This window comes from Nonomuraea diastatica (assembly GCF_004349015.1).
GTDB classification, from domain to species: domain Bacteria; phylum Actinomycetota; class Actinomycetes; order Streptosporangiales; family Streptosporangiaceae; genus Nonomuraea; species Nonomuraea diastatica.
In genome coordinates, this window is sequence record NZ_SMKP01000075.1 from 14620 (window position 1) to 32756 (window position 18137).

The 18137-nt window shown below is 71.4% G+C and carries 16 protein-coding genes; 9 read left to right on the plus strand and 7 right to left on the minus strand.

Translation table 11 applies throughout. The features are described from left to right. Positions 1-9 precede the first annotated feature (9 nt). A complete protein-coding gene (locus E1294_RS25295) occupies positions 10-618 on the minus strand; it encodes a TetR/AcrR family transcriptional regulator (RefSeq protein ID WP_132512176.1) in 609 nt (202 codons plus the stop codon). Between the two features lie 237 nt (positions 619-855). Between E1294_RS25295 and glpX the strand changes: the two genes are divergently transcribed. Further along, positions 856-1890: a class II fructose-bisphosphatase gene (gene glpX / locus E1294_RS25300; RefSeq protein ID WP_132512178.1), complete on the plus strand. Its 1035-nt coding sequence runs from the start codon at positions 856-858 to the stop codon at positions 1888-1890. A 50-nt stretch (positions 1891-1940) separates the two neighbouring features. On the opposite strand, the gene E1294_RS25305 is transcribed toward glpX, so the two are convergent. Next, positions 1941-2591, minus strand: a complete 651-nt coding sequence (locus tag E1294_RS25305) for a DUF1707 SHOCT-like domain-containing protein (RefSeq protein ID WP_165977466.1) — start codon at positions 2589-2591, stop codon at positions 1941-1943. Positions 2592-2821: 230 nt separating this feature from the next. On the opposite strand from E1294_RS25305, the gene E1294_RS25310 reads away from it, so the two are divergent. Together E1294_RS25310 and E1294_RS25315 are read left to right on the plus strand one after the other, a co-directional pair. Further along, on the plus strand, positions 2822-3511 hold the full coding sequence (locus E1294_RS25310) for a DUF998 domain-containing protein (RefSeq protein ID WP_165977467.1): 690 nt from the start codon (positions 2822-2824) through the stop codon (positions 3509-3511). A 25-nt stretch (positions 3512-3536) separates the two neighbouring features. Continuing rightward, entirely contained in the window at positions 3537-4727 is a 1191-nt protein-coding gene (locus tag E1294_RS25315; RefSeq protein WP_132512184.1) for an MFS transporter, read from the plus strand. Here E1294_RS25315 and E1294_RS25320 read toward each other — a convergent pair. Genes E1294_RS25320 through pdxR form a run of 3 tightly spaced genes read right to left on the minus strand, consistent with a single transcriptional unit; the run spans position 4697 to position 7836 of the window. Further along, positions 4697-5503, minus strand: coding sequence for a TIM barrel protein (locus E1294_RS25320; RefSeq protein WP_132512186.1), 807 nt, complete (start codon positions 5501-5503; stop codon positions 4697-4699). The two genes, E1294_RS25315 and E1294_RS25320, sit on opposite strands and share 31 nt — an antisense overlap. After that, the gene (locus E1294_RS25325) at positions 5500-6438 is read right to left on the minus strand and encodes a Gfo/Idh/MocA family protein (RefSeq protein WP_132512188.1); all 939 of its coding nucleotides are present in this window, start codon (positions 6436-6438) and stop codon (positions 5500-5502) included. The genes E1294_RS25320 and E1294_RS25325 overlap by 4 nt, the downstream gene beginning before the upstream one ends. Positions 6439-6489: 51 nt before the next feature. Continuing rightward, the gene (pdxR, locus tag E1294_RS25330) at positions 6490-7836 is read right to left on the minus strand and encodes a MocR-like pyridoxine biosynthesis transcription factor PdxR (RefSeq protein ID WP_246083262.1); all 1347 of its coding nucleotides are present in this window, start codon (positions 7834-7836) and stop codon (positions 6490-6492) included. Positions 7837-7970: 134 nt separating this feature from the next. Between pdxR and E1294_RS25335 the strand changes: the two genes are divergently transcribed. Together E1294_RS25335 and E1294_RS25340 are read left to right on the plus strand one after the other, a co-directional pair. Then, positions 7971-8846 (plus strand): DMT family transporter, encoded by an 876-nt coding sequence (locus E1294_RS25335; RefSeq protein ID WP_132512192.1) that lies wholly within the window; start codon positions 7971-7973, stop codon positions 8844-8846. A 52-nt stretch (positions 8847-8898) separates the two neighbouring features. Continuing rightward, the gene (locus tag E1294_RS25340) at positions 8899-10551 is read left to right on the plus strand and encodes a fumarate hydratase (protein ID WP_132512194.1); all 1653 of its coding nucleotides are present in this window, start codon (positions 8899-8901) and stop codon (positions 10549-10551) included. A gap of 195 nt (positions 10552-10746) precedes the next feature. Here E1294_RS25340 and E1294_RS25345 read toward each other — a convergent pair whose 3' ends face one another. Continuing rightward, complete coding sequence (locus E1294_RS25345) at positions 10747-10935, minus strand: DUF5999 family protein (protein ID WP_132512196.1); 189 nt, start codon at positions 10933-10935, stop codon at positions 10747-10749. A gap of 577 nt (positions 10936-11512) precedes the next feature. Here E1294_RS25345 and E1294_RS25350 point away from each other — a divergent pair. The 4 genes from E1294_RS25350 (at position 11513) to E1294_RS25365 (ending at position 17036) form a co-directional block, all read left to right on the plus strand. Next, on the plus strand, positions 11513-12121 hold the full coding sequence (locus E1294_RS25350) for a superoxide dismutase (RefSeq protein WP_132512198.1): 609 nt from the start codon (positions 11513-11515) through the stop codon (positions 12119-12121). 70 nt (positions 12122-12191) lie between these two features. Further along, a complete protein-coding gene (locus tag E1294_RS25355) occupies positions 12192-13301 on the plus strand; it encodes a serine/threonine-protein kinase (protein WP_132512200.1) in 1110 nt (369 codons plus the stop codon). Between the two features lie 35 nt (positions 13302-13336). Next, positions 13337-15601 carry a serine/threonine-protein kinase gene (locus tag E1294_RS57300; RefSeq protein WP_132512202.1) on the plus strand — a complete coding sequence of 755 codons (2265 nt, stop codon included), beginning with the start codon at positions 13337-13339 and terminating at the stop codon, positions 15599-15601. Positions 15602-15650: 49 nt separating this feature from the next. After that, complete coding sequence (locus tag E1294_RS25365; protein WP_132512204.1) at positions 15651-17036, plus strand: class II fumarate hydratase; 1386 nt, start codon at positions 15651-15653, stop codon at positions 17034-17036. On the opposite strand, the gene trpD is transcribed toward E1294_RS25365, so the two are convergent. Further along, positions 17033-18127 carry an anthranilate phosphoribosyltransferase gene (gene trpD / locus E1294_RS25370; RefSeq protein WP_132512253.1) on the minus strand — a complete coding sequence of 365 codons (1095 nt, stop codon included), beginning with the start codon at positions 18125-18127 and terminating at the stop codon, positions 17033-17035. The two genes, E1294_RS25365 and trpD, sit on opposite strands and share 4 nt — an antisense overlap. Between the last annotated feature and the right edge of the window lie 10 nt (positions 18128-18137).

Genomic DNA, 18137 nt, shown 5'->3' on the forward strand with positions numbered 1-18137 from the left:
CTGGCGAGATTACCCGCTGGACGAGGTGGTCGCCGAAGTGGCCGGGCGGATCCGGCCGATGATGGCGAGGGTGTCCTCGGCCAGGCCCCGATCGCCTGTGCGTACGACCTCGGACACGGCCGCCGCCAGCGCCCCTGTGATCACCACGACCAGCGCGCCCTCGTCCTCGAACAGGGTGGCGTTGAGCTGGGCCCACTTGCGGAGCCGGTCGCGCATGATGACGTCGAAGCCGGGCGGGCCGTCACCGCGCAGGAAGAGCGCGGCCAGCTCGCGCTCCTCCAGGCAGCCCTCGAGATAGGCGCGGGCGGCGCTGACGAACACGCGCATCGGGTCGGTCTCGCCGGCGGAGCGGGCCGCGCGGGCGGCCAGTTTGGTGCGCTGCGACAGCCGGGCCTGGAACTCCTCCCACAACGTGAGGTAGAGGTCGGCCTTGCCGGAGAAGTGGTGGTAAAGGCTGCCCACGCTGGCCTCCGCCTTGGCCACCACGTCGGTCACACCCGCCTCCGCGAAGCCCTTGGAGACGAAGACCTCCCTGGCTGCGGCGAGCAGTGAGCTGCGTGTGGCCGCGCCCCGCTCGGACGTGCGCGACTGGGCCACCACGTTTTCCACATCGCTCATTCGGAACTCCTCCACGGCGAGGCGCCATCCTGCTCCACGGCGGAGGCGGGATCTCGGGCGCAGGAGCGCTGGACCCGTTCTCCGATATGCAGGGCGACCAGTCGAAGCTTACAGAGGTCGCCTTCGCCTCGCTTCTGGGCAGAGAAGCAATGCCGACAGGGCAGATTATCCGGTCCTGAGCGGGAATATGGCGGCAACTACGATCGACGTAGATGTTCCACGAGGAGGCCACGCATCATGTCCGACGAGACGTCCGTACCGGCCCAGCTCGCCACGGGCGAGCACGCCCCCGATCGCAACCTGGCGATGGAGCTCGTCCGGGTCACGGAGGCCGCCGCGATGGCGGCGGCCCGCTGGGTCGGCCGGGGAGACAAGAACGGCGCCGACGGCGCGGCGGTGAACGCCATGCGCCAGCTGATCAACACGGTGTCGATGAACGGCGTGGTGGTCATCGGCGAGGGCGAGAAGGACCACGCCCCGATGTTGTTCAACGGCGAGCAGGTCGGCGCAGGCAGCGGCCCGGCCTGCGACGTGGCCGTCGATCCCATCGACGGCACCAGGCTGACGGCGCTGGGCATGCCCGACGCGGTGTCGGTGATCGCCGTGAGCGAGCGCGGTTCGATGTACGACCCGTCCGCGGTGTTCTACATGGAGAAGCTGGTCACCGGCCCCGAGGCGGCCGGCGTGGTCGACATCGAGGCCCCCGTGTCCGTGAACATCAACGCGGTGGCCAAGGCCAAACACTGCTCGCCGTCCGACGTGACCGTGGTGGTGCTCGATCGGCCCAGGCATGAGCGGCTGGTCAAGGAGATCAGGGAGACGGGCGCGCGGATCAAGTTCATCACCGACGGCGACGTGGCCGGCGCGATCATGGCGGCTCGTTCCGGTACGGGCATCGACCTGATGCTGGGCATCGGCGGCACGCCCGAGGGCATCGTGGCGGCGTGCGCGCTCAAGTGCCTCGGCGGCGTGATCCAGGGCCGGCTCTGGCCCCGCGACGACGCCGAGCGGAGCAAGGCGGTCGACGCCGGGCACGATCTCGGCCAGGTGCTCACCACCAACGACCTGGTCAGGTCGGACGACGTGTTCTTCGCGGCGACCGGCATCACGCACGGCGAGCTCATGCAGGGCGTACGGTTCAGGGCCGGCTCGGCGGTGACGGAATCGCTGGTCATGCGCGGCCGGTCGGGGACGATCCGCAAGATCGAGAGCGAGCACCAGCTCTGGAAGCTGCGGGCGTACAGCGCGATCAACTTCGACACCGCGGGCTGAGGCGGCCGCCCTGCGGCGGCGGGGCGGCCGGGGTGGCCGGAAAGGCGCGGTCAGCGGCGGCGCTTGCGGCGGGGTGGCTCCTTGACCTTGACCTCGCCGGCGAAGTTGGTCGTGTGCACCTCGACGACGGGCCCGCCCGGCTCGGTCGGCTGCTTGGTCAGCCGGACGGTCTTGTCCTTGGCGATCCTGATCACCTCAAGCCCTTCGGGAACGTGGATCTCCAGCCCGCCGAAGACGAGGGTGGCGTTGATGATGATCCGCCGGTTCTGCAGGATCGCGTCACGGAAGTCGAGCTTGGTCGTGCCGAACATGGCCGTCACGGCGACCTCTGCGGGCACGACCCAGCGCCCGCCGCGCTGCTCCTTCTTGAAGATGGCCGACACCGGCCGGTCGTCGAGGTTGAGCGGCTGCTCCTCGGCGGGCAGCAGGTCGGAGGTGAGCGCGGCCAGCTCGCCGAGTGTGCGTGAGGAGTAGAGCACGCCGAGCCGTTCCTCCAGCTCCTCCAGGGAGAGCCGGCCGTCGGCGTGGGCGTCCTGGAGGACCTGGGCGATGCGCTCCCGGTCGGCGTCGGACGCGCGTAGCTCGTGCGGCTGCGGCGCGTCGCCGGCCACCGGCGGGCGGCGGGCCGACACCCACTCCTCGGCCAGCCGCTCTCCCACTTCCTGCAGCTTGGGCAACCACGATCCAGCGCGTTCGTTCACACTTCTGACGATATCTGGCGCTCGCCGGATGCGCTCGTCCCGAACCGGTCCGCGTCAGCCGATTCGCGCCGAGGAGGCGACGATCTCCTCGACCAGGGCCTCGTCCGTCTCGGCGTGGCGGAAGGCATCGTCCAGGAAGGGCAGCGTTCCGGGAAAGCGCGAGAAGCACGCCCCGCGCGGAATCCGTACGCGTCCCCGGCCGTTGATCCGGCGTAGGGAGGTGTGTGCGCGTGCATCAACCGGCGCGGTGGGGTCTCGGCGCGGCAGGCGCGGGCATTGCGGTCATCCTCGGCCTGGAGGCGTCCAGCCTCGACGAGATGAACCCGATCAGGCTGACCATCAGCGAGCACGGCCTGGGCCCCGACGGCTGGATCTTCGGGTTCGCCGTGGGTCTGCTGGCGGCGGGGTCCGTGGGCATCGGGGTGTCGCTGGCGCGGAGGAAGCTGGCCGGTGTTCTCGGCACCGTGGCGCTCATGGGGTGGAGCGTCGGCCTGCTCATGACGGCCTGGTTCCAGAAGCACGACTGGTCGGTGGGGCCGAGCCTGAGCGGGAGCATCCACCGGGTGGGCAGTCTCGTGGCCTTCCTGTGCCTGCCGCTGGCGGTCGTGCTCATCACCGGGCCGTGGCGGCGCCGTGTGCGGTCGCGGGCCACGCTGGTGGCGTTCGGGCTCGGGGTCTGTTCGGTGTTGTGGGTGGTGGGCATCGGCACGATGGTGTTCATCGGCACGCGCAACGGGCTGCCGTGGTATCGGATCATGCCCCTCGGGCTGGTGGAGCGCGGCCTGGCCGTCACGGAGGTGGCGGCGCTGCTGGCGCTCGGCGTGTGGGCGGCCACACCGGGGAACCGGTCGCTGAAACCCGGTCCGCGTGCTGCCGGAGCGGCTGGTTCTGCCGCTAACCTGACTCCGCCTCGCGTTTGATCCACCCCCCGATCAGGAGGCCGCCGTGCCGTCCTCGCGTGATCGCCAGGCCCGGCTCGCCACGTACGCCGTCTACGCCGTGCAGGGCCTGTCGTTCGCCTCGCTGCTCATCCAGGTCGCCGCCCTGCAGGACAAGCACGAGCTCGACGAGGGCACGCTGACGCTCCTCCTGCTGATCGTTCCCGTGTTCGCGGGGGTCGGCAGCGTCGCGGCGGGCGCGTTCTCCGCCCGCCACGGCAGCAGGATCCTGCTGCGGATCGCCCAGCCGGTGGTGGCCGCCGCCGTGGTGCTGGCCGGGCTCGCGCCGAGCGTGCCCCTGCTGGTGCCGGTGCTGCTGCTGTTCGGCGTGGCCGTCGGCGCGGTCGACGCGGGCATCAACATGCAGGGCGTGGCGGTCGAGCGCAGGTACGGCGTCCAGGTGCTCAACGGCTTCCACTGCGTGTGGAGCGCGTTCAGCATGGCCGGAGCGTTATGGGCGTCGGTGGCCGCCGATCTCCCGCTGCCGCTCATCATGGCGATCCCGATGGTCTTCGCGCTGGCCGGCTCCCTCTACGCGGGCCGCGCCCTGTGCGCGCCGGACGAGGAGAAGGTCGCGGCCGTCCCAGGAACCACGCCCGGCCGTCTCCCCTGGCGACCGATCGTCCCTCTCTGCCTGGCCATGGGCTTCCTCTACGTCGGCGACGCCGCCGTGTCCAACTTCAACACCGTGTTCATGAAGGACGTGCTGGCGGCTGGCCCGCGCGTGATCCCGCTGGCCTACGTGGCCTACCAGGCGACCACGCTGGCCGTCAGGCTCGGCGGCGACCTCGCCGTCCGCAGGTACGGCCCCGCCGCCATCGTCAGGATCGGCGGTGTGATCGCCACGGCCGGCTTCCTCGGCGTCGTCCTGGCCCCGAACCAGCCGCTCGGCATCGTCGCGTTCGGGCTGACCGGGGTGGGGTTGTCGGTGGTGGCGCCGCAGTCGTTCTCGGCGGCCGGCCGGCTCGACCCGTCGGGCACCGGGGTCGCCATCGCCAGGGTGAACCTCTTCAACTACGTCGGCTTCATCGTGGGCGCGGCCCTGGTCGGCGGCGTCGCGGACGCCGCGGACATGCGGGTGGCGTTCGCCGCGCCGCTGGTGCTGGCCGCCACGATCATCGTGCTCGCGCCCGGCTTCGAGCCCAGGAGCCGCGCCGGCCACGGCGGTCAGCCGGCACCCAGCACCCCGTCGAGGTAGGCGAGGCTCCGCCGGACGTCCTCGATCGGCCGGTCGTCAGGGCCGGACAGGATGACGTCCTGCTCCATGACGTACCAGCCGTCGTAGCCGCTCCTGGTCAGGCCGGTGACGATGGCCTCGATGTCCACGTCGCCCTGGCCCAGCGGGCGGTAGACGCCCTCGCGCACGGCCTGCGTGTAGGCCAGCGTCCCGGCGGCGACCTGGGCGGCCATGCGGGCGTCGACGTCCTTGAGATGCACGTGCGCGATCCGCGACGCGGCCGCCTCGACCAGGGCGGCCGGGTCGGTGCCGCCGACCAGCAGGTGGCCGGTGTCCAGGCAGAGCGGCATCGAGCTGCCCTCCAGCACCCGCTCGACCTCGGCCCGGGTCTCGACCATGGTGCCCACGTGCGGGTGCAGGACCGCGCGGGGGCCGAGCGCGGCGGCGATCCCGTCGAGGTTGCCCAGCAACGTGGCCCAGCCGGCGGCGTCGAGCTCGGGGCGCGTGTCGTAGCCGTCGCCGCCCGTGGCGGCGGCCAGCACGAGCAGCCCCTCCTCCGGCAGGCCGGGCAGGGGGTCGTGGCCGGGGTCGTGGAGCACGACGGGCACGAAGGCGCCGGCCAGGCGCAGGCCGTACCGCTCGATGAGGCCGGGCGTCAGGAAACCCTGGGGGCCCAGCTCGGTCGCGGTGAGGCCGAGCTTGCGCATCTCGGACAGCACACGGTCGGGCGGGAGCTGGTAGCCCCAGCCGGGGACCTCGCACACGCCCCACGAGATGGGGGCTCCCGCGAGCTTCATCGCCGCACCTCCGCCACGTCGACGGGACGGCCTTCGCGCAGCGACAGGTCGGCGGCCTCGGCCACGTACAGGGCCTCCAGCGCGTCCTCGATCGAGCAGAGGCCCTGACCGCCGCGGAGGAAGCAGTCGATCTCGTCGCGGTACGCGGTCGCGAAGCGGGTCACGAAGTCGGGCCAGGGATCGTCCGGTTCCCGCAGGCCCTCGGTCGTGTGGAGCGGGGCACGCGGGCCAAGCCCGACCGCCTGGGTGCGGCGGGTGCCCGCGAGCTCCATGCGCACGTCGTACCCGCCGCCGTTGTAGCGCGAGCCCTGCAGGGTGGCCAGCGTGCCGTCGTCCAGCGTGAGCAGCGCGGCGCTGGTGTCCACGTCGCCCGCCTCGGCGAAGAACGCGGCGCCGCGGTTGGCGCCCCGCGCGTAGACGGACACCACCTCGCGGCCGGTCACCCAGCGCAGGACGTCGAAGTCGTGGACGTGGCAGTCGCGGAAGATGCCCCCGGACAGCGGGATGTACGCGGCGGGCGGCGGCGTGGGATCGGCCGTGACCAGGTGGACCCGGTGCAGGTCGCCCAGCTCGCCGTCCCGCACGGCCCGCGCGGCGGCCGCGTACCCGGGGTCGAACCGGCGCTGGAACCCGACGTGCACCCGGTTGCCCGCGCGCGCCTCCAGCACCTTGACGGTCTCGCCCACCGTGCCCGCGACCGGTTTCTCGCAGAGGACCGGGATGCCGAGTGCGCAGGCTCGGACGATCAGCTCGGCGTGGGTGCTGGTCGGGGTGGCGATGACCACGGCGTCCGACTCGAACGGGTCTCCCGGCCTGCCGTACGGGGAGGTCCGCACAGGATCGGCCACGATCAGCTCGTCCACCAGCGGATGGGCGGCCATGGTCGCGGCGTGGAAGGCCCCGATCCGGCCCAGACCGAACAGTCCCACACGCATGAATGTCTCCCGTCCCCGCCGGAGCCCTCGCCCCAGGCGGATATGAAACTCTTAATCCATAGCATGTCCTGACATTCTTACTTTTAAGCCTTTAACGGCCTCGGCAGCCTTGTGACCGGGCAACCGCGCGAACCCCACCACCACCGCCGGCTTCCCCGGCGACTGGCGCATCGGCCCCACAGGCTCGGCGGACAGCCCCAGCTCCCGTGCCACCCGCGCCGTCCGCGGCTCGTCCCAGCCGTCCGGCAACTCCAGATAGACGTGCAGGCCCGCGTCGATGCCCTTGACGCTGACCTCGGGAAGCTCGCAGGCCAGCGCCCTGACGAGGGCGTCCCTGCGGCGACGATATTCCCTGCGCATGCGGCGCAGGTGCTTGTCGTAGCCGCCGGTGCGCAGGAAGTGCGCCAGCGCGTACTGCTCGATGACCGGCGAGCCCAGGTCGAGCTCGCCCCTGGCCCGGCGCACGTCCTCGGCCAGGTCGGGCGGCGCGGCCACCCAGCCCAGGCGCAGGCCGGGCGCGAGCGCCTTGCTGACGCTGCCCGACAGGATCACGCGGTCGGGCGCCAGGCCCTGCAGACAGCCGACGGGGTCGCGGTCGAAGCGGAACTCGGCGTCATAGTCGTCCTCCAGGATCACGCGGCCGCCCACGTGGACCCACTCCATCAGCGCGGCCCTGCGGGACGGAGAGAGCACCACGCCGGTCGGGAACTGGTGGGCCGGCGTCACCAGCACCGCGTCGCCGCTCAACCTGCGCACGTCGAGGCCCTCCTCGTCCACGGGCACCGGGACGAGGTGCGCGCCCGCTCGCCTGAGCAGGGGCACCTGGCGGTGGCTCGTCGGGTCCTCGACGGCGAGCCTGACCGCGCGCCGCTGGGACAGCACGTGGAGCACGAGGCTCAGCCCCTGCGCCACGCCGCCGACGATGATGAGGTTCTCCGGGCGCGCGTCCGCCGCCCTGACCCTCCTGAGGTAGCCGGCCAGCTCTTCCCGCAGCTCAGGCACGCCGCCGGGGTCCCCGTAGTCGAGGGCGTCCGAGGGTACGGTGGCCAGGACGTGCCTGACGGCCGCGAGCCAGCGTTCACGGGGGAAGTGGCTGAGGTCGGGAGAGGTGGGACGATGACCGTAGTACGGCGAGCCCGCGGGGGTGTCCGAGGTGGGCCGCACCGGCGTGGGCCGCTCCTGCGCCGCGGCGCGCTGCCTCGGTGCGGCCCTGGCGGGGGGCACGGGGGTGACCTGGGTGCCGACGCCCACCTTGGAGACCAGGAAACCCTCGGCGACGAGCTGCTCGTACGCCTCCACCGCCACGCCCCTGGAGACCTGGAGGTCGGTGGCGAGGTCGCGGGTCGCGGGCAGGCGGGTGCCGGGGGCGAGCCGGCCGCCCCTGATGGCATCGCGCAACTCGGAGGCGATCTGACCAGCGATCCCCCCTTTATCGCGATTTATCTGGATGTGGAGATCGGCCATATTGGTCCTGTCATCCGGCGGGACATTGGACTGTTTTCCCGAACCATCGTTCTCCTAGCATTCCGCACATGAGACACGGAATCGTCGGCGCGGCCTCCGCCATGTTCCTGGTCGGGACGCTGGCGGGCGTGTCCGGGCTCATCGGCGACTACCCCATCTACGGCGGACAGGCCGTGCGGTACCTCGTGGCCGCCGTCATCCTGCTCGCCATCACACGAGTGCTCGGCCTGCGCTTCGTCCGGCTGACGCTGCGGGAGGGCCTGTGCCTGGCCGGGCTCACTCTGCTCGGCCTGGTGGTCTTCAACGTCTGCGTGATCGAGTCCACCAACGAGTCCGGGCCCGCGCTGGTCGGCACCATCCTGGGCACCGTGCCGCTCTGGCTCGCGCTGGCCGGCGGGCGGCCCGCCCCACGGCTGCTCGTCGGAGCGTGCGTGGTGGTGGCAGGGGCGATCCTGGCCACCGGCCTCGGCAGCGGCAACCTGCCCGGACTGCTCTGGGCCCTCGGCGCGCTCGTGGGCGAGGTGAGCTTCTCCCTGCTGGCCATCCCCCTGCTGCCCAAGCTGGGGGCGATCAGGGTGGCGGCCTACTCGACGGCGCTCGCGGTGCCCATGCTGACCCTGGTCGGGCTGGTGTACGAAGGGCCGGGCATGGTGCGGACGCCCACCGTGGCCGAAGGGCTGGGGCTGGCCTACCTGGCGCTCGTGGTGACCGTCGTGGCCTTCTTCCTCTGGTACTCCGCGCTGCCCCGGCTGGGCCCCGGGCGGGCCGGGCTGTTCGCCGGGCTCATCCCGGTGGGCGCGATCGTCACGGGGGCGGTGCTCGGGATCGCGATGCCGACGGCGTACGACCTGCTCGGCGCCGGCCTGGTGATCGCGGGCATCACGCTCGGCCTCACCGCGGGGCGGTCACGGACGCGAGCACGGGCGGCCGTCTCCGAGGCGTGACCCCCGGCGGCTCGGTCACCCGTTAACCTCTTGGGTGACCGAAAGGATGGACATGGGCGAGTTCGACTACACCGACCTGCTGCCGCTGGGAGCCGATGAGACCGAATATCGGCTGATCACCACGGAGGGGGTGCGGAAGGTCGAGGCGGCCGGGCGTACGTTCCTCGAGGTCGAACCGGAGGCGCTGCGGTTGCTGACCGAGACGGCGATCCACGACATCTCCCATTTCCTGCGGACCTCCCACCTCGCCCAGCTGCGCAAGATCGTCGATGACCCCGAGTCCAGCGGCAACGACCGCTTCGTCGCCCTCGACCTGCTGAAGAACGCCTCCATCTCGGCCGGCGGCGTGCTCCCCATGTGCCAGGACACCGGCACCGCGATCGTCATGGGCAAGCGCGGCCGCCACGTGCTGACCGACGGGCGCGACGCCGAGCACGTCTCGCGGGGCGTCTACGACGCCTACACCCGGCTCAACCTGCGTTACTCCCAGATGGCCCCGCTGAGCATGTGGGAGGAGAAGAACACCGGCGACAACCTGCCCGCCCAGATCGAGTTGTACGCCGAGGACCCCCACGGCCACCCCGACGAGTACAAACTGCTGTTCATGGCCAAGGGCGGCGGCTCGGCCAACAAGTCGTTCCTCTACCAGGAGACCAAGGCCGTGCTCAACGAGAAGCGCATGCTGGCCTTCCTGGAGGAGAAGATCCGCTCGCTGGGTACGGCGGCCTGCCCGCCGTACCATCTGGCGATCGTCGTCGGCGGCACCTCCGCCGAATACGCGCTCAAGACCGCCAAATACGCCAGCGCCCGCTACCTCGACTCGATCCCCACCGAGGGCTCGCCGTCCGGACACGGTTTCAGGGACCTCGAGATGGAGGCCAAGGTCTTCGAGCTCACCCAGAAGCTGGGCATCGGGGCGCAGTTCGGCGGCAAATACTTCTGCCACGACGTGCGTGTCATCCGCCTGCCCAGGCACGGCGCCTCCTGCCCGGTGGCCATCGCCGTGTCCTGCTCCGCCGACCGGCAGGCGCTGGCCAAGATCACGCCGGAGGGCGTGTTCCTGGAGCAGCTGGAGACCGACCCGGCGCGGTTCCTGCCGGAAACCACCGACGAGCACCTCTCGGACGACGTGGTCCAGGTCAACCTCAACCGCCCCATGCCCGAAATCCTCGCCCAGCTGACGAAGCATCCGGTCAAGACGCGGCTGTCCCTCACCGGGCCGCTCGTGGTCGCCCGCGACATCGCCCACGCCAAGATCGCCGAGCTGCTCGACAACGGCGGCGAGATGCCGGAATACCTCAAGAACCACGCCGTCTACTACGCCGGACCGGCCAAGACCCCCGACGGTTACGCCTCCGGCTCGTTCGGGCCGACGACGGCCGGGCGCATGGACTCGTACGTCGGGCGCTTCCAGGCGGCCGGCGGGTCGATGGTGATGCTGGCCAAGGGCAACCGGTCCAAGCAGGTCACCGAGGCGTGCGAGCAGCACGGCGGCTTCTATCTCGGCTCCATCGGCGGCCCCGCGGCCAGGCTGGCGCAGGACTGCATCAGGAAGGTCGAGCTGCTCGAATATCCCGAGCTCGGGATGGAGGCCGTGTGGAAGATCGAGGTGGTCGACTTCCCCGCGTTCATCGTCGTGGACGACAAGGGCGACGACTTCTTCACCGACAGGACGGGCCCGGTCCTGTCCATCGGCCGCCGCTGACGGCGGCGGATGCGTCCGCGCGGGAGGTCATCGGCGGGCGTCGCCCGACCAGGGAGGACGCCGGCCACCATCGGCAGGCGTCGCTCGATCAGGGCGGGCGCCGGCCACCGCGGCGCCCCGGCGGCCGGGGGTTGAGGAGCCGGGGTCAGGCGCCGGCGGGCGCATCGCGCGGCGGCTCCGGCCGGAGGTGGGCGGTCACGCGGCCACCGGTGCCCGGTGCGGTGCCACGACAGTGCCGTCGGGCAGCAGCAGGCCGGTGTCGTCGAACAGCACGACGCCGTTGCAGAGCAGGCTCCACCCCTGGTCAGGGTGGGAAGCGATCACGTGCGACGCCTCACGGTCGGGCGAGTCGGCACTGGGGCAAACGGGGTAGTGACTGCACATCGCGCACCTCTCAGATAGCGCTCCTGGTCGTGGTTTCAATAGGGCAGCAGGCGCCCTGACGGCGTGCGAAGGTCCAGGCCGGCTCTGGCCGGCTTCTTCGGCCGGCGGCGAACCTGGGTCTGGCGCATCTTCATCACGTCCTTCAACGATCTGACATCGGTGGGAGGACTTCGGCCCATGCCCCCAGTGTGACGCTCGGCACCGACATTTCCGGTGGCCTAGGAGTTGGCCCTCCCTCATGGCTTTACCATGCCCCCGGCCGCTTTCGGCACCCTTACAACCCGCTGACGACGCCCCCTAGGTCCCCGTAAGCGCGCTTGTCGAACGCCCCTCAATCATCATTCACGGGGACCGGCGACAAGGGTGTGCCGGCGGGCACAGATGCACGGCGAGCTGCGTGAACGCGCTCCAGGAAGCCGGGCGGGGACGCGGGCGCGGGCGGCTGGTCGCCGCCCGCGCCGCTGGACCAATCTGACCCTCGCCACACTGCCGTCGCGAGGTCCTAGGTCGCAAGTCCGATGCAACTGCGAATGAGTTGCAATAGTGTCGTCCCCAAAGATCCAGAAGGAGGACACGCATGGGGGACTACACCCTTCCCGACATGCCCTACGACTACGCCGCGCTGGAGCCCGCCATCACCGGCGAGATCCTGGAGCTGCACCACGCCAAACACCACGCGGCCTACGTCAAGGGCGCCAACGACACGCTTGAGCGCCTCGCCGAGGCCCGCGACAAGACCGAGTTCTCCAACCTCGTGGGCCTGGAGAAGACGTTCGCCTTCAACCTGTCCGGCCACGTCCTGCACTCGATCTTCTGGCAGAACCTGTCACCCGACGGCGGCGACCGCCCGGACGGGCCGCTCAGAGACGCCATCGATCAGCACTTCGGCACGTTCGAGGCGTTCCAGAAGCAGCTCACCGCCGCCACCTCGACGGTCCAGGGCTCCGGATGGGGCGTGCTGGCCTGGGAGCCGACGAGCCGCAGGCTCGTCGTCGAGCAGGTCTACGACCATCACGGCAACGTCGGGATGAACACCACGCCGCTGCTCGTGTTCGACGCCTGGGAGCATGCGTACTATCTTCAGTATCGGAACGTCCGACCCGACTACGTCGAGAAACTGTGGGGCCTCATCAACTGGGATGATGTGGCCGCGAGGTTTGCTGACGTGACGAGTCAGGCGACTTGACTTAACTTCGCAACATTTTATCGGCCACGCCTCTACTGGTCGGTTTACACAAATAGGTAAGCTGCCAGGCATGCGTGCGCCCTCCGGTTACCTACTCGCCGCGCGCTACCGGCTCCTGGAGCCGGTTGGTCGTGGCGGCATGGGCACCGTTTGGCGGGCGCATGACGAGCTGCTCGACCGCGACGTGGCGGTCAAGGAAGTGCGCCTGCCCACCGTGCTCGACGAGGAGTTGCGCGCCGAGTTGTGCGCCCGCACCGAGCGCGAGGGCAGGGCGACCGCCATGGTCACCCACCCCTCGGTCATCACCGTGTTCGACGTGGTCACCGAGGACGACCGGCCATGGATCGTGATGGAGCTGCTCCGGGCCAAGTCTCTGGAGCAGCTCATCCAGGAGCACGGGCCGCTCCCTCCGCGCAGGGCCGCCGAGATCGGCCGGCAGATCCTCGGCGCGCTGCGCGCGGTGCACGCCAAGGGCATCCTGCACCGCGACGTCAAGCCGAGCAACGTGCTCGTGACCGAGGACCGCGCGGTGCTCACCGACTTCGGCCTGGCCGCACTCGAAGGTGACGTTTCCATTACCCAGGCGGGCATCGTGCTGGGGTCCGCCGGTTACATCGCGCCGGAGCGGGTGCTCGGCTCGAAGGCCAGCCCCGCGGGCGATCTGTGGTCGCTCGGGGCGACCCTCTACACCGCCGTCGAGGGCAGGGGCCTGCACGGCCGCCGTACGGCCGCCGCTGCGCTCGCGGCGCTGACCAGCGGCGAGCCGATCCCGATGAGCAAGGCCGGCCCGCTGGCCCCCGTGCTCGACGCGCTGCTGCGGATCGACCCCCAGACCAGGCTCGACTCCGTACGCGCCTCGCTGATGCTGGCCAGGGTGGCCGCAGGAGGCTCGGCGGAGGAGCCGCTGACCCCGCGCAAGCCCAAACCCGCACGGCCGGTGCCTGCTCTCACACCGCCGTCTTTCACACGCAGGCCCGCGCATCGCGGGCTGCACCGCGCCGAGACCCAGACCGTCACCGTGCCCGAGCCGAGACAGGAACGTAAACCCGGCGAGGGGGTGCACAGGAAGCGCGTTGAAGCGCGGCCGTCGCCGTCGGCTTATGCCCGTCTGAAAGCGACGGTGATAAAGTTGTGCCTTCCTCGGCGGTTCTGGCCAAGAGAACTTCGCAAGCGAGGGTAAAGCACTTCCCAAGCGAGAATCGATATCTTCTTCTCATGCCGGAACAGCAGACACGCCTGCTCGCGAAGCGCTACGAGCTCATCACCCCGCTCGGCCGGGGCACCATGGGCACCGTGTGGCGCGCACGCGACCGCGCCCTAGGGCGCGAGGTGGCGGTCAAGGAGATCCGCCAGGACCCGGTGCTCACCGAAGAACAACGGACGGAGCTGCGCGAACGCATGGTCCGCGAGGGCCGCATCGCCTCCCGGATCAACCACCCGTCCGTGGCCTCCATTCACGACGTGATCATCCACGACGACAGCCCGTGGATCATCATGGAGCTCATCGAGGCCCGCTCGCTGGAACAGGTGATCGACGAGGAGGGTCCGCTGCCGCCCCGGCTCGTGGCCGAGATCGGCGTCGATCTGCTCGGCGCGCTGCGCGCCGCACACGCCCAGGGCATCACCCACCGCGACGTCAAGCCCGCCAACGTGCTCATCACCGAGAGCGGGCGCGTGGTGCTGACCGACTTCGGCATCGCCAAGGCCGAGGGCGACTCCCGGCTCACGAAGACGGGCATGGTGATCGGCTCCCCCGGCTACACCGCCCCGGAACGTGCCAGGGGCGACTACACCGGGCCCGAGTCCGACATCTGGGCGCTGGGGGCCACGCTCTACTTCGCGGTCGAGGGGCGGCCGGCGTACGAACGGTCCACGGTCGCTGAGACACTGGCGGCGCTGCTCACCGAGAGCGCCGACCCGCCCACGCAGGCGGGACAACTCCGTCCCGTGCTGAACGGGCTGCTGAACAAGGACTATCGGCAGCGTCTCGGCGCTGCCAAGGCGGAGACCCTGCTGCGCATGGTCGCCGACACCCCCACGAGCGAGATGCCGGTGCTCACGGCCGAGGCTCTTATGGCGCAGGAGGCCGCTTTGCCCGATCCGTTCGCTGCCCAGAAAACCCCCGCCGACCAGGCACCCGGCCGCGACGACCAGGGGCCCGGCGCTGGTGGCCAGGGGCCCGGCCCTGGCAGGCGCGGGCCCGGAAACGCGCCCGGCGGACCGGGAGCGCCGCAGGACCGGGGCGGCCCTGGACAGGGTCCCGGAGGGCACGGACAGGGTCCCGCGGGGCCCAGGCATCCGGCGCCGCGTGGGGCGTTCAGCGGCCCGGCTGCGGCCGGCGGACCGGGGCAGGGATACACCGGGCCGTCCGCGCCGGGTCCGAACGCCTTCACCGGATCCGGTCCGGGGCAAGGCGGGCCGGATCCGCAGGGGGCCTTCGGCGGTCCAGGACACGAGCAGGGCCGGTCCGGGCAAGGACCGGGCGGGTCCGGAGCACCTGGGCAGGGCCCGGGCGCGACCGATCCGATGGGCGGCAGGCCCGGTTCGACCGGACCGGCACCGGGCGGCGGGCCCGGCCGAAGGCCGGGCCCCGGCGGACCTGGGGGCCAGGGACCCGGCGGCCCAGGAAACGGCCCTGGCGGGCAAGGACCCGGCGGCCCATCACCCGGCGGCCAGGGACCCGGGGGGCACGGGACCGGCGGGCAACGACCCGGCGGGCAGGGCCAGGGCGGACCCGGGCCCGGTGGCCAGGGACCCAGCGCCTATGGGCCCGGCGGACAGGGGCCCGGATCGCAGGGGCCCGGCGGACAGGGATCTGGGGGACAAGGACCTGGCGGGCACGGGCCCGGTAACCAGGGGCCTGGCGGGCAGATACCCGGAGGGCAGGGGAACGGGCCTGGTGGACAGGGGCCCGGTAACCAGGGACCCGGTGGGCAGGGGATCGGGCCGCATGGGGCCGGAGGGCCGGTGCGGGGTTCCAACGCGCCCACCGTTCCGCAGAGCATCGGGCGCCCGCCGCAGGGTGAGCAGCAGTTCGGTGCGCCGGGAACCACCGCGGGCGGCGCCGGGCCGCAGGGCGGTGCGCCCGGGACCGCGTCTCCCGAGTCGGGGTTCGATCCGGAGCGTACGATCAGCATCTCGCGGCCCAAAGGGCCCTTCCCCTTGGGTCCCGAGCAGGGCGGACCGCCGCAGGGGCAGGGCGACGAGGGCGCGTTCATGACCGCGCGCATCCCGAAGGGCGGGTCGCCGGGCCAGCAGGTCTACCCGCCGACGGACCAGGAACCCGGCTCGCGGCAGCAGCCGCCGCCGGTGCCGCAGGGAGGGGGTCCTGGCGGGCTGGGCACCGACCTGTTCGCCATCGCCGGCCAGCCGGAGCAGCGGCCCGACGGCAACCGCAACGGCATGCTGGTGCTCATGGCGGTCGCCGCCGCCGCGGCCGTGGTGATCGCCATCCTGATCGTCGCCCTCATCTCGAGCTGAACGCGGGGCGTTTCCCGGCGAGCCCGAATTCGTGAGCCAGACTGAAGTCATGAGCGAGTTCAGGATCGAACATGACTCGATGGGTGAGGTTCGCGTGCCGGCAGGAGCACGGTGGCGCGCGCAGACCCAGCGGGCGGTGGAGAATTTCCCGGTTTCCGGGCGGCCCATCGAGCCGTCCCACATCGCCGCGCTGGCCCTGGTCAAGGCGGTGGCGGCGGAGGTCAACGGCGAGCTCGGCGTGATCGAGAAGGACATGGCCGAGGCGATCGCGCAGGCCGCCGCCGACGTGGCCGAGAACGAGCACGACGCCCACTTCCCGATCGACGTCTTCCAGACCGGCTCGGGCACCTCGTCCAACATGAACGCCAACGAGGTGATCGCGACGCTGGCCGAGGAGCGGCTGGGCCGGCCCGTGCACCCGAACGACCACGTGAACGCCTCCCAGTCGTCCAACGACGTCTTCCCCACGTCGATCCACGTGGCGGCGGCGACCGAGGTGACCTATCACCTGCTGCCCTCGCTCCAGCACCTGGCCGAGGCGCTGCGGGCGAAGGCTGCCGAGTTCGGCGGCGTGGTGAAGTCGGGGCGCACCCATCTGATGGACGCGACTCCGGTGACGCTGGGCCAGGAGTTCGGGGGTTACGCCACGCAGATCGAGCACGGTGTCGTACGCGTCACGGCGGCGCTCGAACACGTGCTTGAGCTGCCTCTCGGCGGCACGGCCGTGGGCACGGGCATCAACACCCCCGCGGGGTTCGCTCAGGAGGCGATCGCGAAACTGCGCGAGGCGACCGGCATCCCGTTCCTGGAGGCCAGGGACCATTTCGAGGCCCAGAGCGCGCAAGACTCGATCGTCGAGCTGTCGGGGCAGCTCAAGGTGGTGGCCGTCTCGCTGAACAAGATCGCGAACGATCTCCGCTGGATGGGGTCCGGCCCGCGCGCGGGGCTCGGCGAGATCAACCTGCCCGACCTGCAGCCCGGCTCGTCCATCATGCCGGGCAAGGTCAACCCGGTGATCCCTGAGGCCACGGGCATGGTCGCGGCGCAGGTCATCGGCAACGACGCGGCGATCACGTTCGCGGGCGCTTCGGGGAACTTCGAGCTGAACGTGCAACTGCCGGTCATCGCCCGCAACGTGCTGGAGTCGATCAGGTTGCTGGGCAACCTCTCGCGGCTGCTCGCCGACCGCTGTGTGTCCGGCATCACGGCGAACGTGGAGCGCCTGCGCGAGTACGCCGAGTCGTCCCCGTCGATCGTCACCCCTCTGAACCGGTATGTCGGATATGAGGAGGCGGCCAAGATCGCCAAGCAGGCGCTGGCGGAGCGGAAGACGATCCGTGAGGTCGTCATCGAGCGCGGCCACGTGGCCAACGGCACCCTGACGGAGGAGCAGCTGGACGCCGCGCTCGACGTTCTGTCGATGACCCGTCCCTAGGACGGCCGCGCCCGCTGCGTGGCCTGCGCCCAGCGGGTGAGCAGGGCCGCGGCGGCGCCGGAGTCGACGGCGTCGGCGGCCCGCTTGCGGGCGGCGCCCAGGGCGGCAGTGAGCTCGGCGGCCGGCGGCACCCCGTCGGCGGCCACCACGGCGGCGGCCGCGTTGAGCAGCACGACGTCTCGTACGGGGCCCGGCTCTCCCGCGAGGACGGCGCGGGCCACCGCCGCGTTGTGCCGGGCGTCGCCGCCGCGCAGGTCGTCAGGGCGAGCCCGCGGGATCGACAGGTCGGCGGGGTCGAAGGCGGTCCGCGTCACCGTGCCGCGCCGTACGACCCAGATCGTCGAGGGGCCGCACGTGGTGAGCTCGTCGAGCCCGTCGTCGCCGCGGAAGACGAGGGACGAGCCGCCGCGTTCGGCCAGGACGCCCGCGATGACCGGCGCCATCGCCGGGTGGAAGACGCCGACCGCCTGCGCGGCGGGCAGGGCGGGGTTGGTGAGCGGGCCCAGGAAGTTGAAGACCGTCGGCACGCCCAGCTCGCGGCGCGGTCCGGAGGTGCTTTTCAGCGCCGGGTTGAACGCCGGCGCGAAGCAGAACGTGATGCCCACCTCCTCCGCGATCGCGACCACGGCGCCGGGCGGCAGGTCGACGACCACGCCGAGCCCTTCCAGCACGTCCGCGGCGCCGGCCATGGAAGAGGCGGCCCGGCCTCCGTGCTTGACCACCTTCGCGCCCGCGGCGGCGGCCACGACGGCTGCCATGGTGGAGATGTTCACGGTGTTGGCGCGGTCGCCGCCGGTGCCGACGAGGTCGACGGGGTCGCCGGACACCCTGATGGCGGCCGATCGGGACAACATGCCGTCGGCCAGCCCTGACACCTCCGCCACGCTCTCGCCCTTGGCCCGCAGCGCCACGGCGAACGCGGCGATCTGCGCGTCCGTGGCCGCGCCCGACATGATCTGATCCATGGCCCACGCGGTCTGGCGCGAGGTGAGCGACACGCCGTCGAGCAGCATGGTGAGCAGCTGTGGCCAGGTGGAGGTCACGGTGGGCCCCGTGGTCGTCGCGGTGCCGGGCGTTGTGGAGCTGGTCATGGTGAGCGTC

Bases quoted from the DNA above. Each gene is read 5' to 3' on its own strand.
- E1294_RS25295 (WP_132512176.1), bottom strand. From the start codon at position 618: ATGAGCGATGTGGAAAACGTGGTGGCCCAGTCGCGCACGTCCGAGCGG.
- glpX (WP_132512178.1), top strand. From the start codon at position 856: ATGTCCGACGAGACGTCCGTACCGGCCCAGCTCGCCACGGGCGAGCAC.
- E1294_RS25320 (WP_132512186.1), bottom strand. From the start codon at position 5,503: ATGAAGCTCGCGGGAGCCCCCATCTCGTGGGGCGTGTGCGAGGTCCCC.
- E1294_RS25325 (WP_132512188.1), bottom strand. From the start codon at position 6,438: ATGCGTGTGGGACTGTTCGGTCTGGGCCGGATCGGGGCCTTCCACGCC.
- E1294_RS25335 (WP_132512192.1), top strand. From the start codon at position 7,971: ATGAGACACGGAATCGTCGGCGCGGCCTCCGCCATGTTCCTGGTCGGG.
- E1294_RS25340 (WP_132512194.1), top strand. From the start codon at position 8,899: ATGGGCGAGTTCGACTACACCGACCTGCTGCCGCTGGGAGCCGATGAG.
- E1294_RS25345 (WP_132512196.1), bottom strand. From the start codon at position 10,935: ATGTGCAGTCACTACCCCGTTTGCCCCAGTGCCGACTCGCCCGACCGT.
- E1294_RS25350 (WP_132512198.1), top strand. From the start codon at position 11,513: ATGGGGGACTACACCCTTCCCGACATGCCCTACGACTACGCCGCGCTG.
- E1294_RS25355 (WP_132512200.1), top strand. From the start codon at position 12,192: ATGCGTGCGCCCTCCGGTTACCTACTCGCCGCGCGCTACCGGCTCCTG.
- E1294_RS57300 (WP_132512202.1), top strand. From the start codon at position 13,337: ATGCCGGAACAGCAGACACGCCTGCTCGCGAAGCGCTACGAGCTCATC.
- E1294_RS25365 (WP_132512204.1), top strand. From the start codon at position 15,651: ATGAGCGAGTTCAGGATCGAACATGACTCGATGGGTGAGGTTCGCGTG.
- trpD (WP_132512253.1), bottom strand. From the start codon at position 18,127: ATGACCAGCTCCACAACGCCCGGCACCGCGACGACCACGGGGCCCACC.